General features: G+C 67.7%; 10 protein-coding genes, 1 tRNA gene and 1 other RNA gene. 5 read left to right on the plus strand and 7 right to left on the minus strand.

What is annotated here, in order from left to right:
- Positions 1-351, minus strand: a complete 351-nt coding sequence (locus H4W80_RS34850) for a YbaB/EbfC family nucleoid-associated protein (protein WP_192788958.1) — start codon at positions 349-351, stop codon at positions 1-3.
- A 309-nt stretch (positions 352-660) separates the two neighbouring features.
- Between H4W80_RS34850 and H4W80_RS34855 the strand changes: the two genes are divergently transcribed.
- Positions 661-2,070 carry a helix-turn-helix domain-containing protein gene (locus H4W80_RS34855; protein WP_192788959.1) on the plus strand — a complete coding sequence of 470 codons (1,410 nt, stop codon included), beginning with the start codon at positions 661-663 and terminating at the stop codon, positions 2,068-2,070.
- A 161-nt stretch (positions 2,071-2,231) separates the two neighbouring features.
- Here H4W80_RS34855 and H4W80_RS34860 read toward each other — a convergent pair whose 3' ends face one another.
- Both H4W80_RS34860 and ffs read right to left on the minus strand, forming a co-directional pair.
- The gene (locus H4W80_RS34860) at positions 2,232-4,658 is read right to left on the minus strand and encodes a DNA polymerase III subunit gamma and tau (protein ID WP_192788960.1); all 2,427 of its coding nucleotides are present in this window, start codon (positions 4,656-4,658) and stop codon (positions 2,232-2,234) included.
- A 31-nt stretch (positions 4,659-4,689) separates the two neighbouring features.
- An RNA gene (ffs, locus tag H4W80_RS34865) (signal recognition particle sRNA small type) lies at positions 4,690-4,785 on the minus strand.
- 86 nt (positions 4,786-4,871) lie between these two features.
- Here ffs and H4W80_RS34870 point away from each other — a divergent pair.
- Positions 4,872-4,956: transfer RNA gene (locus tag H4W80_RS34870), tRNA-Ser, on the plus strand.
- A 787-nt stretch (positions 4,957-5,743) separates the two neighbouring features.
- On the opposite strand, the gene H4W80_RS34875 is transcribed toward H4W80_RS34870, so the two are convergent.
- Positions 5,744-6,850, minus strand: coding sequence for a hypothetical protein (locus H4W80_RS34875; RefSeq protein ID WP_192788961.1), 1,107 nt, complete (start codon positions 6,848-6,850; stop codon positions 5,744-5,746).
- 155 nt (positions 6,851-7,005) lie between these two features.
- Here H4W80_RS34875 and H4W80_RS34880 point away from each other — a divergent pair, with 155 nt between their 5' ends.
- The gene (locus tag H4W80_RS34880) at positions 7,006-7,632 is read left to right on the plus strand and encodes a hypothetical protein (RefSeq protein WP_192788962.1); all 627 of its coding nucleotides are present in this window, start codon (positions 7,006-7,008) and stop codon (positions 7,630-7,632) included.
- Positions 7,633-8,099: 467 nt separating this feature from the next.
- On the plus strand, positions 8,100-8,426 hold the full coding sequence (locus H4W80_RS34885; RefSeq protein WP_192788963.1) for a hypothetical protein: 327 nt from the start codon (positions 8,100-8,102) through the stop codon (positions 8,424-8,426).
- A gap of 274 nt (positions 8,427-8,700) precedes the next feature.
- Here the strand turns inward: H4W80_RS34885 and H4W80_RS34890 are convergent, their stop codons facing one another.
- The 3 genes from H4W80_RS34890 to H4W80_RS34900 all read right to left on the minus strand — a co-directional run bounded on the left by H4W80_RS34890 (position 8,701) and on the right by H4W80_RS34900 (position 11,380).
- Positions 8,701-9,549: an alpha/beta fold hydrolase gene (locus H4W80_RS34890; protein WP_318787204.1), complete on the minus strand. Its 849-nt coding sequence runs from the start codon at positions 9,547-9,549 to the stop codon at positions 8,701-8,703.
- Complete coding sequence (locus tag H4W80_RS34895; protein WP_318787205.1) at positions 9,521-10,012, minus strand: hypothetical protein; 492 nt, start codon at positions 10,010-10,012, stop codon at positions 9,521-9,523. Before H4W80_RS34895 ends, H4W80_RS34890 begins: the two co-directional genes overlap by 29 nt.
- Positions 10,013-10,603: 591 nt before the next feature.
- The gene (locus H4W80_RS34900; RefSeq protein WP_192788964.1) at positions 10,604-11,380 is read right to left on the minus strand and encodes a nucleotidyltransferase domain-containing protein; all 777 of its coding nucleotides are present in this window, start codon (positions 11,378-11,380) and stop codon (positions 10,604-10,606) included.
- A 155-nt stretch (positions 11,381-11,535) separates the two neighbouring features.
- Between H4W80_RS34900 and H4W80_RS34905 the strand changes: the two genes are divergently transcribed.
- Positions 11,536-12,306 carry a class I SAM-dependent methyltransferase gene (locus H4W80_RS34905; RefSeq protein WP_192788965.1) on the plus strand — a complete coding sequence of 257 codons (771 nt, stop codon included), beginning with the start codon at positions 11,536-11,538 and terminating at the stop codon, positions 12,304-12,306.
- Positions 12,307-12,445: the final 139 nt, after the last annotated feature.

Raw genomic sequence — 12,445 nt, forward strand, 5'->3', positions numbered from 1 at the left:
CTAGAACCCTGGCAACTGTCCGAGGCCGCCGCCACCCAGCCCCTGGGCCAGCGGGCCGAGCTTCTCCTGCTGCAGATCGGCCGCCGCGCGGACGGCGTCGCGGACGGCCGCGATCACCAGGTCGGCGATCGTGTCCGCGGTGTCCTGCGCGTCCCCGGAGTCGATCACACTCGGGTCGATCTTGAGCTCCAGCAGCTCGCCCGAGCCGTTGACCACGGCCGTGACAAGGCCACCGCCCGATGAGCCCTCGATCTGCGCGTCGTTGAGCTCCTGCTGGGCGCTCACAAGCTGCTGCTGCATGAGCTGGGCCTGCTCCAGCAGCTGCTGCAGGTTGACATCCCCTGGGTTCACCGTCGTGCGCTCCTCGTGGCTCCGATTCTTGACTGCCACGAGCCTACGGGGTTTGAGCGTCGTCCTGTACTGGTGCGGCCCTACCTGGGATGTTTTTTGGCCGGATCTCGGCCCCCCTCCAGCGTCCGAGACCCGGCCACCACGTCGGCGGAGCGGCCGCACCACGCCGACGCGTTGCCACAAGAAGTTAGCGACCCGAACGTTGCACACACGTTGCGTTCATTCAATCACCCTCCGCAATCCCCCTTAGGGGGTTGCGCGGGACCACCCGCAAGACGGATGCTCTTTGTTGACTACTTGGAGTGACCGATGAGTTACGCAGACCTCGACGCGTACTCGCGCCTGCTACGCGGAGCGCACGAGGCGGCGGCGGCCGGCCGCGTGCCGCCGGAGCCGCCCCGCCGCCTGATCACCGCCTCCTGGCAGCGGTCGCTGGAGGCCGGCATCGACCCTGAGGGCGAGAGCGCGCCCCTGGTCTACGACCTTCCCGACATCGAGGACGTCCGTCAGGCGCACCCGTTGCGGCCGCTGCTGCCCCTCATCGCCCAGACGCTGTCCGCCCTGGCCGACGAGGTCCTGATCGTCACCGACGACGACGGGCGGGTGCTGTGGCGCGAGGGCAACCGCGCGATCATGCGCCGGGCAGACCAGATCGGTCTGGCCGACGGGCACCAGTGGGCCGAGGGCACGGTCGGCACCAACGGCATCGGCACCGCGCTCGAAGCGGGCCGGCCCGTACACGTCTACTCCGAGGAGCACCACATGCGGGTGCTGCACATCTGGTCGTGCAGCGCCGCCCCGATCACCGACCCGGACTCGGGCCAGATCGTCGGCTGCGTCGACGTCAGCGGCACCTCGCGCAGCCTGCACCCCGCGACCGTCGCGCTGGTCGCCGCCACGGCCAAGCTCACCGAGACCCAGCTCGCGCTGCGCATGCACGAACGCGACGAGCGCCTGCGCCGCCGCTTCGAGTCCCTGCGCGGCCGGCCCGGCGTCCTGCTGTCGGGCACCGGCCGCGTGCTCTGCGGCGACCCGGCCGGCTCCCTGGGCGAGCGCATCCGCCTGTCCGGCCCGCGGGTGATCCTCCGGGACGGCTCCGCCGCCGTGCTGGAGCCGTTCTCCGACGGCTTCCTCCTGCGTCTCACCCCTTCCGCGGCGCCTCCCACGCTCGCCCTGTCCTTCCTCGGCGAGGGGCAGCCCGTGGCCACGTTCGGCGAGCTCGACCGGCCGCTCTCGCTCCGGCACGCCGAGATCCTGACCCTGCTCGCGCTGCATCCGCACGGGCTGACGGCCGAGCAGCTCTCGTTCCGCCTCTACGGCGACGCCGGCAATCCGGTGACCATCAGGGCGGAGATCCACCGGCTGCGTACCCAGCTCGGGGAGGCCATCGCGGCCAAGCCGTACCGGCTGACCTGCCCGCTGGAGGCCGACTTCCTGGAGGTCCGCCGCCACCTGTCGGCCAACGACTCGCGCGCGCTGGCCCGCGCGTACCGCGGCCCGCTGCTGCTCCGCTCGGAGTCGCCGGAGATCCGCCGCGAGCGGGACGAGCTGGAGGCGCAGGTGCGTGTGTGCCTGCTGCGGCACGGGTCGCCGGAGGAGCTGTGGACGTACGCGCAGACGTGCAGCGGCCGTGACGACTACGAGGTCCTGGAACGCCTGGCCGCCCTCCCCTCCACCGACCCCCGCTCCGCAGCCGCCCGCTCCCGCCTCTGCCCCTGACCCTCAGCCGCACTCTCAGGCACGCCCTTGGGCACGGTCTCAGACGCGGCCGGGGCGCTCTCAGGCACGGTCTCAGTCTCAGGTGTGGTCTTACTCGCCCGCCGCAACCTCGAGCGCCATCGGTAGCCGTCACCGGGCAGGCGCGGCCCTTTCGGGGCGTCTCAGGTGTGGTCGATCTCGCCGATCACCTGGGCGCCGAGCTCGCGCTCCAGCAGTGCCATTCCGGAGACCGCGTCCACGTCGGCGTCGGCGTCGTTCAGGGGGTCGACCTCGTCCGACTCCGGCCCCTTGTTGCGGGCGGGGACGGTCTCCGGCCAGGCCGCCGCACCGCCACGGGCGGCCGGAACGCGCGGACCCGCCTGAGCCGCGGCCCGCGCCGCCGACCTCGCGGCGGCCAGCCCGCTGCCGACCGCGACGGCGGAGACGGTGTTCGTGGGGTCGGGGCCCGGCGGTGAGCCGGGGCTGACGTCGTCGGGAGCATCGGGCCAGGACTCGTCCGTGGTCTGACGGCCAGTGGATCCCGCCGCAGGGTGGCCTGGGCCCGCCTCCTGGGCGTCCCCGTCCTCGTGGGACCCGCCGTGGGAGGCCGTACGGCCCTGGGAAACATGCGCCCCCGACTGGGCACCCGGCCCACCCTGGGCACCGGCGGATCCGGCCATCCCGGAGGCAGCAGAATGCGGACCGGCCGAGCCGGGCGCCGCGCCGTGACCTCCCGCGGGACCACCATGTGGGGCGCCGTGACCTCCCGCCGGACCACCATGCGCCGCCGGACCACCGGGCGCCGGCGGACGGGGAGCACCCCGGGAAGCGGAGCCTCCACCAGGGGCCGGGGAGCCGCCGACGACCGCCTCGACGCGCCACGTACCGCCGAGCACGTCGCCGAGCGCCCCGGCCACGACGGCGTCCTTGCCGCCACCCGTGAAGTTCTTCATCGCGCCGACCTGGGTGAAGCCCAGCGTGACGACGTTGCCTTCCACGCCCACGACCTGGGCGTTGGTGCTCACGTTCGCCCAGACGACGATGCTGCGCTGCTTGAGCGAGGCCAGCACGGCCGCCCACTGCGCCTGAATGGCCCCCGCCCCACTCCCGGTGGGAGCGCCACCCCCGGCGGGCGCGCCGCCACTGGACTGTCCGGCACCGCTTCCCGCCACTGGGGCCGCCTGCGCCACGGAAGGCGAACCGGGACGAGCCGGCTCAGGCCAGTCGTCACCCCCCGCCGCCGCACCGGCACCGGCGACGGCCGAACCCTGACCGGACGAGGCACCCGCCTGAGAGCCGGGCACCGCCCCAGACCCAGCCGCAGAACCCGTACCGGCTCCCCCGGAAACGGGCGGGATGGAAACCGGCGGGACAGACGCCACCGAAGGGACCGAAGGGGCAGAAGGGACTGGTGGAGCAGCGACCCTGGCAGCGGCGGCCATCTGCGCGACAGCCCCACCACGCTCCAGCCGCTCGATACGGGCGAGCAACGCCTCCTCACCCTGCGCGGCCCCCGGGAGCAGGACGCGCGCGCACATCAGCTCCAGCAGCAGCCGAGGCGAGGTGGCCCCGCGCATCTCGGTGAGACCGGCGTTGAAGACCTCGGCCGCGCGGGTGAGCTCCGCCGGGCCCATCGAGGCGGCCTGCTGAACCAGGCGCTCCAGCTCGTCGGCGGGCCGGTCGAGCAGCCCGCTCGACGCCGCCTCGGGGACGTTCGCCAGGATGACCAGGTCACGGAAGCGTTCGAGCAGGTCGGAGGCGAAGCGGCGGGGATCGTGGCCGCCCTCGATCACCCGGTTGACCGCGTGGAACACCTGCCCGCCGTCACGCGCCGCGAACGCGTTGACGACCTCGTCGAGCAGGTCGCCGTCGGTGTAGCCGAGCAGGGAGACGGCCTTGGCATAGGTGATGCCGTCCTCCTCTGCCCCGGCGAGGAGCTGGTCGAGGATCGACAGCGAGTCACGCGCCGAGCCCGCGCCCGCCCGTACGACGAGGGGCAGCGCGGTGGGCTCGAAGGGCACGCTCTCGGAGGTGAGGATCTCCTCCAGCAGCCCGCGGAGCGTCGCGGGCGGCATCAGCCTGAACGGGTAGTGGTGGGTACGCGACTTGATCGTGCCGATGACCTTTTCCGGCTCGGTCGTCGCGAAGATGAACTTCAGGTGCGGCGGGGGCTCCTCGACGAGCTTGAGCAGCGCGTTGAAACCCTCCCGGGTCACCATGTGCGCCTCGTCGATGATGTAGATCTTGTAGCGCGCGGAGACGGGGGCGAAGAACGCCCGCTCACGCAGGTCGCGCGCGTCGTCCACGCCACCGTGCGAGGCGGCGTCGATCTCGATGACGTCGAGGTGGCCAGGACCGGTCGGGGCGAGCGCGACACACGACTCGCAGACCCCGCACGGGTCAGGCGTCGGACCCTGCTCGCAGTTGAGGGAGCGCGCCAGGATGCGCGCGCTGGAGGTCTTGCCGCACCCGCGGGGGCCGCTGAACAGGTAGGCATGGTTGATCCGCCCCGTACGCAACGCCTGCCGCAGCGGGTCTGTGACGTGCTCCTGACCCTTGACCTCGGCGAACGTCCCGGGCCGATACTTGCGGTAAAGCGCAAGGCTCATGCGACCATCCCGCCTGCGAGGGGGCTCTCAACGAAGAGACCCCTCGCACACCCGCCAGAGCCCGCTTATCCTTGCTGCCTTCCGGCCCTGGGGAGGTTCACAGGATGACGCCGCGCGAGGGGTCCCTGCACAGTCTAGCCGGATGCTGCAGTGCTTGCTCCACACCGGAAAAGGTGGTCTGCACACGTCCAGAAGTCCGGTAAGCTCGTCGGCGGAGGATTCGCCTAGTGGCCGAGGGCGCACGCTTGGAAAGCGTGTATAGGGCAACCTATCAGGGGTTCAAATCCCCTATCCTCCGCGCCTGGTTGAGGCAGTAAACGCGAAGGGGCCGACCCCATCCAAGTCGGCCCCTTTCGCTATTCGGGTCTCAGTTGGCCTCTCCAGAGTCCCTGTCTGCCTACCAGATGAGACCCCGACTTGCTTGGCCACGGTCTGCCGGATGCCGTCTGTCACGTGCTGATGCCGCGCCGCCATGCCCGAGCCGGACCACCCCATGATCGCCATGACTGTACGCTCAGGCACGCCGAGGATGAGCAGTACCGTGGCGGCGGTGTGGCGGGCGTCGTGAAGACGACCATCCCGTAGACGGCCTTTGACTTGGTGTCCGACGTGGCCTCGTTGACCTGCTTGCGCTTCGGGCAGTAGCCGGGTTTCCGGCCACAGGGCCTGTGGCCGCAGCCGTGGGCGTACTTAGGACGCTGACGACTGCGCCGTACCCGCAGAACGCCCTTGTCGAGCGCACCGGCCCGGACAGCGGCCGGACCAACGCTCCGCCGACGTGCTGGAACTGCGTCCCCACGGCCCTGGAGCAATGCCCCATGCTCCGAGAAGACTTCACCCTGTACACCGTGAGAGCCGTCAAGACCGCCGGGGTGCTGGCTGACCTCTACCGACCGGGGATCTTCCGTGAACCGATCCCGACCGCGCACAACGTCTTCGTTCCATGGGACGCGCCCCGGTACCACCCTCCTGGCCGTCGCCCAGGTGCTGGAGCTGTATGGCATGGAATCCGGCGCTCCCTGAAAGGCCGCACGCGACTCCCTCAGCCGGTTGTTCATACAACCTGCCTTGACCTGACTAGTTGATCAACCGTCGAAGACCGCCCACTTGATCCCACAGTTGGCCAGTGGGCGTAGCAGGCTGCGGTGTGCGGCACCGAACCAGACACTGCACTCGTCCTTCTCCTCGTCGTCATCGACACAGGCGATGAGACCAGGCGCCACGTAGAACGACGTCTGATACAGAGGCCACATCCAGGTCTTAAGCGGAACCCGGCGCAGCGTGCTGAGCAACTCGGAGGCGATCGGCGTCGGCACCGGGCCGCCTCCCGCGTGATAGGGCGCGTTCACCATGGCCTCATGCAGGGAGAACTGGAGCAGGAAGCCACTCAGGCGTTCCCGTTCGGCGTAGCGATATTCAGGCTCGTCGATCGTCCACACGGTCGGGTCGTCCTGGGAGAGGTCGAGCGACCAGGCGAAGCAGGCCTGGTTCTCGTAACCGAACTCCAGCAGACCGTCAGCGTCGGTGGACAGTTCCTCCGCGGGACTAATGAAGTTCTGGACGCCGAGGACTTGTGGCCGCCCATGAGCCAGCCGATAGAACGCGGCCAGGGCCTCAGGGACATGAACCGCTGGCGTGGCCGGCACCGCATCGGTGTTGGACAGCGGATGCCAACTCTCGATGAACAGTCGCAGCGCGGTGGCGCGGTCATCGTTGACATGGTCGAGCCAGTCCAGTCCGGGCAGGATGGTGGGCGTGCTCGGTGGGCGGACTCGGTCGAGCACGTCAAGGCTGAGTGGCTGATCGATCCACAGGCCACAGTCATCCATCGTCTGCTCGTCCGTCCTCCACCCGCTCCGACCGGGCCGGACGGTGCCGAGGTAGAGGGAACCTACCTCCAGTCGGACGAAGAGATGGATCGACCCGAGTTGCGATTGTTCCAGGGAAGGCCACGCCCCAGCCCACCTCAAAAACCGTTCTGCCAGAGCCTCTGGTACCGGGCCGATGAGCCGGAACTCCTCGCTACTCCACACTCCGCTGGCTGCGAGATCATCGACGGCATCAGCGATGACCACACTGCCGCTTGGGCCAACGGTGACATCGGCGCCACCGGCCGTGAACGTCTCCGTGGGCGTACCTGCCAGGCTCAGCACATCGACGTCAGCGACAATGTCCATGGGCGAAAGCTGCATGCCGGCGACTGTAGCCCGCTGTCAGGCGGAAGATCGATTTTCGCTGCTGATGGCCATAGAGCTTTTGTCAGAGGACCCCACCTCTGCTGGTTAGAACACAGAATCACGGTCCAGCTTGCTCGGGCACGTTCACGGCCGGGTCCTACCATCGATGGATGGGGCTTGACTACAGCTATGAGCTTTACCTACATCGCCGCGATATACCCAGCGTGTTGTCCGATCTGGCCACCGACAGGACGGCCGATCATGAGCCCACGAGGTCTACCGTAGTTGAGCCCCCGGAGGGGCAGCACCTTGTGATGCCCTTCACCAGCGGATTTACCGGTGGGCGAACCCTGCTCCTAGGTCCCGGACTGGCGCTGGATCTGACGATCCGCTTTGCCGAAGACCAGCATGTCCTCGACTATGCCAGGGCCCGCTCGATCCTCCCAGAAGACACCGGCTCCCAGTGGTCCACCGACGCAGACAGCCGACGACACTATGACATCGGCTACATCTACCTCACCGTGCACGAGGCCTCATGGCTGCACCCTGACTACCTGGAACTATGCTTCATGGCGGCCACGAGCAGTATGAGTCGCCTGTTTCGGGAATCGGTGTCGATCCGGGACTTCTTCGCCACCTTGACCATCCGCAACTCAGGGCTGCTCTGCATGCTCGATGTAGAGGACGACGGGAGGATCGTGGTGTCGGCGGGGAACCAGCGACTGTTCGAGCCCGTGCCCGGGACACGGTGGGCCTCGATTGCTGATCTGCTGTCCGCGTACAACCTCATCCCCTGACCGACCCAGTCCCTTCGAAAGAAGCCGCACCCAGGTTGGGCACTTTCATCCTGGGCTACGGCCATCCTCGACTGTGACTTTGGCGGTGGATGACGCGACATCTTTGTTGCTACGTGGCGCCCGTGACGATGTAGCAGTTCTATGACCCACCTGACGATGCGTGGTCCCTGCTGTCCCTACTGCCCCTGAACCTGCACTGGCCAGCACAAACGCAGAGGACGATGAGGGACACTCCACCGGGGTGGGTGTCCCTGCTGTCCCTGAACGACAAAGAGCTGAATGGCGCTTCGCACGCCTTCCTAGCGCGCTACGCGCGAAAACCGGCTGCAACACCTGGGGCCCCAGTGTTACAGCCGAATTCCCTCCGGATGGGTCTCATTCAGGGTCTCAGTTCACCCCCGTACAGGGGCATTCACCAGGGTCGCCGCAAAGGCCTTCGCCCCAGCTAGAGACCGCCATGACCGGCGGTGAACCCGCTCGCCCACAGCCCGAAGGCAGGCCTGCGCCTGCTGGAGCGTGCCGGTGCCCGCATGGTGCTGGACGCGCTCGCCGATGGCACCTGCCCGCTCACCCATGAGGGCCTGGACACCTTCCTGCCGAACAGGTCCGTCGCCTTCCCGCGGGCCGCCCTGGTCACCGCCAGGGTTCCGCCCGAGCGAGACGAACGGTTCATCGCCTTGGAACGGTGGATCGCCGCAACGACCGCCGAGGCCGTCCCCGACGACGGCGAACGCAAACTCGTCCAGCGTTTCGCGCCATGGCACCATCTGCGACGCGTTCGCCGCGAGACCTAGGGCCGCCCGATCACCTCGCCCCAGACGGCCTCGGTTCGGGCCAGCATCCGCGCCGCCGTCACCCTGCTGGTCTGGTTGCGAGAACATGGCACCGACAGGCCGGCGGCACCTGGGCCCGCTACGCGGCTCAACTCCCTGACCGACCCAACCCCAGAACCTAAGGTGTCGTCTCATCTGTTGTCGCCGCGTAGCAGGTGAGACGACACCTAAAATATGGTTCTACCTGGGCAGACTCTTAGAGCGCTCCAGACAGCCGGGATTCAGCTGCGCCTGCTCATTTCTTCGCCGAGCCCGTGAGGAATCGGATGATCAGATCGGTGAGGTCACTGGGCTGCTCCGCGACCATGTTGTGGCTCGCGGCCAGCTCGGTCACGCGAACAGTGCTCGGGAGGTCGTGAAGGTCGCGCCGTACCCCTCGGCGGAAGGCAGTCATGAGCTCACCGCCGTCCATTCCTGCCGGGTCTCGGTCGGACAGGACGACCAGCGCGGGGCACGTCACCGCGCGGAGGAGGGGGATCGCATCGCGAAACTCCGGCGCGTAGCGCAGCGCCGCCAGAGTCTCCGGGCCAGGGCGAAGGTAGCTGTGGCCGTCCCGGGCGGTGAGGGCCCTTTGAGGGAGCATCGGTGCCTGCTCGGCGGGGACCGGCTGGCCCATCACCGCAGTCTGAGCGTCGAAGGTGGCCTTGAGCTGGTCGAGGGCCGTCTTGAGCGCGTCCTGCGCCATGCCCGGATAGTTGCCCGGGTCGTTCTCCGCGGACCTGAGTCCGTCGAGGTTGACGATCGCCGGGCATCCGGGGTGGCGTCGCGCCCACATAATGGCGAGCATGCCGCCGAGAGAGTGGCCCACGATCGCCGGACGGTCCAGGCGGAAATGCTTGACCACGGCATCAAGGTCGTCGAGAACCGCGTCCCACTCCCAAAGACCGTCCCCGGACAGCCCATGGCCGCGCAGGTCCATGGCCACGACCCGGTGCCTTCGCGCGAGGAGCGGTGCGAGCGCGTCCCAGGCTTCGAGCGTCCCGCCCAGCCCATGAAGGAGCAATACGGCGGGGCCGTCCCCGCCGTGGTCACGGGCCGCCAGAGGAATGACATGGTCAGTGATGGTGATGTCCTGAGGGGACACGCTGCTCCTTTGGTTGGTTGAGCCGGGCGCGCACGGACTCCGTGGTCACCCCGCCGTCGGGATGGCGTTCGAGCTTCGCGCGCTTGACGAGGTCGTGAACCCCCTGGCGGGTGATGCCGAGCATCGCCGCAGCCGTGGCGTACGGCACGGCCGCGGCCCCCGGGTGCCCCGCGCGGCGGGCGACGGCCTGCCCGAAGGCTGAACGCCACCACGCCTCTGGAGGGTCGAACGGCTCGTCGCTGGGGAAGGCCGCCGCGATCAGCCGCGCCGCCGTACGGACCGCGAGCTTGTCGTCTGGGCCTAGCAGCTGTGCCGCCCATACCTCGGCCTCGATGCGCAAGCGTTTCCGTATCGGCCGGACCTGATCATCCGACTCGAAAAGGATCTCGAGCGGGTCAGCGATCCGGGTTTCCATCAGCCGGACGAGCTCTCTGGCCAGTTCGACGTGCTCTGCCGTACTCACTTGGTCCACTTGACGAACAGTAGCAAGTACTTGGCAGAGCATGTCAAGGAGAAAGGAAGCGCCTCAGGTCGCACTAGGCTGATCGACGCCGCTGGCATAGGCCGGATCGATGGTCGCGCCGTGGCCTGCATCAGTCCGGAGTGGCTGGTGAGGTTCCACACGGGTTATGCCACTGCCTCTGTCAGCCGGGGTTACCAGTAAGTGCAGAGCCGAGCGCAGCAACGATGCGGCGCTGTGGCAGAACCTGGTGACTGCATCAAACCCTGAGCCAGCATCTTCCAGAAGCTCCGTGTGGAGAGCTGCGGGGCGATGGGCTGGCGGAGTCTCATTGGCAGGCGTTGGGGTCGGCGGAGTTTGGGCTTACCCCGCGTTGGGCTACGTGTTGGCAGGAGGGGCTGCGCCGGCGATGCTCGCCCTCGTGATCGTCACGGCAGTCACCATCCTCAGCTCCAAGGAAGAGGATCCGCGTTTCGAACGCTTGATGCGGCTGTCCTGCCTCTAGCCAGGACGAAGCGAGCCTGGACGGAGAAGACGTCGAACGCCTCCGTGAGCTGCGACACAAGGATTCGCAGTCTCATTTGTAGTCTCAGTTCACCGTCGTTCGTGGGTGTTCATCGGGGTCGCCGATGCGTCGATGATCCTTGAGAGGATCCAGTGAGCGAATCGCGTGACCTCGCGCGGGTCGAGCTCGGCAGCGGGTAGGCATCGCTGGCGATCGAGGGCCGACCGGACCAACTCATGGTCCGCTGTCGACACGTGGCGGAGCGCCCACTGTCCACCGTCGATTTTGGACACGAGTGTGCCATCCACTGCGAACCGCCAGGCACGACAGGCATTGAGCACTGCGTATTCACCAGGCGCGTGCTCGGCGGCCCAGCGCAACTCTGGCACCAACTGGGCCAGAACCAAATCATGGGCGACCGGAGCGAACACCGCGGCCGGAGCGCGGCCGGGACCGACGAGGCGCCCAGCCTGGCGGCATACGGCAAAGTGCAACACCAAGTCGGGGTCTCCCTCGTGCCCATGACCATCGACGACCTTGGTGTTGTCGGGAGCTGTAGTGACATGGAGCTCGAATGGCGGCTGTGCCTTGGGGTGCAGGGTGACCGGGAGGGTAACAACGCTCAGTTCGAGCCCATGAGCAGGGCAAGGTAGGCGGTCGTTGCTTAGCCGCTCCGCGGCGGCTGCCTGCTCATCTGCCGTCATGGGGTGCTCACAGACGACAAGGGCGTCGATGTCGCTGCGTCGCGCGTCGAAGCCACCGAGCACTGCGGAACCATGCAGGTAGACCCCCACCAGGCGCGAGCCAAGCACCGCGGCCATCGCGGATGCGACGTCTCTGATGTAGTGGTCTGACAGAGAATCCATGATCCGGACTATAGGAATGCCGTAAGCCCATGAGCGAGATGGGCGATACGAAGTGGAGTGAAGTCGGTATCGGACTGGCGAGCAGGATGTTATGCCGTTTGCGTGCTTGATCAAGATCTGCCGTATGTCTGTGCCGTCGAGACTGCTGGGCCAAAATGGCCAGCATGTCTACCGTGCCCCAAGATCACGTTGAGACCGCAAACCCCTCCCCATTCAACGACTACGACAGGATGGCTGAGGGTTACGCGGCCGAGAACGAAACCAGTCTCCTCAACGCGTACTACGAGAGGCCCGCGATGCTGGAGCTTGCCGGGAATGTGGCCGGAAGGCGCATCCTCGACGCCGGCTGCGGCTCAGGCCCCCTGTTCGCCGAGCTGCGCGATCGAGGCGCCATCGTCACCGGCGTCGACGCGAGCGCCGGGATGCTGGAGCAGGCCCGGCAGCGGCTGGGCGCCGACGCCGATCTGCGGGTCGCCGACCTGGCCGGCCCACTGCCCTTCTCCGACGAAGCGTTCGACGACGTCATCGCGTCCCTGGTGCTGCACTACCTGGAAGACTGGGGACCGACGCTGGCCGAGCTGCGACGCGTGCTGAAGCCTGGTGGCAGACTCCTCGTCTCGGTCGACCATCCTTTCAGCGTCGCTCTCTTTCAGCACATGGCCGGGGAAAAGCCCAAGTACTTCGAGACCCGCAGCCGGACCGACGAATGGACCATGGGCGGGCAGACCGTCCAGATGAGCTTCTGGGACCGGCCCCTGCACGCGATGACCGAAGCCTTCACCGCGGCGGGCTTTCGCATCAGCGTCATCAGCGAACCGCCGTTTGTGCCGGAAGCCCGCGAACTGTTCCCCGAGGAGCTCCGCGAGATCGAGCCCACTCGCACGAGGTTCCTGTGCTTCTTGTTCTTCGTTCTCGAAGCCAGCTAGGCGCCCCCTGATCAATCGTCGTGACTGAGCGTTTCAGCGGACGATTCCCGCAACTGAAGCGCTCGGTCACAGGCAGGTCCAGGTCGTCGACAATCCGCTCCCATCTGGCGTGACGCACTTCCATCTGCAAGGCCGTCAG

This window comes from Nonomuraea angiospora, from assembly GCF_014873145.1.
GTDB lineage: Bacteria > Actinomycetota > Actinomycetes > Streptosporangiales > Streptosporangiaceae > Nonomuraea > Nonomuraea angiospora.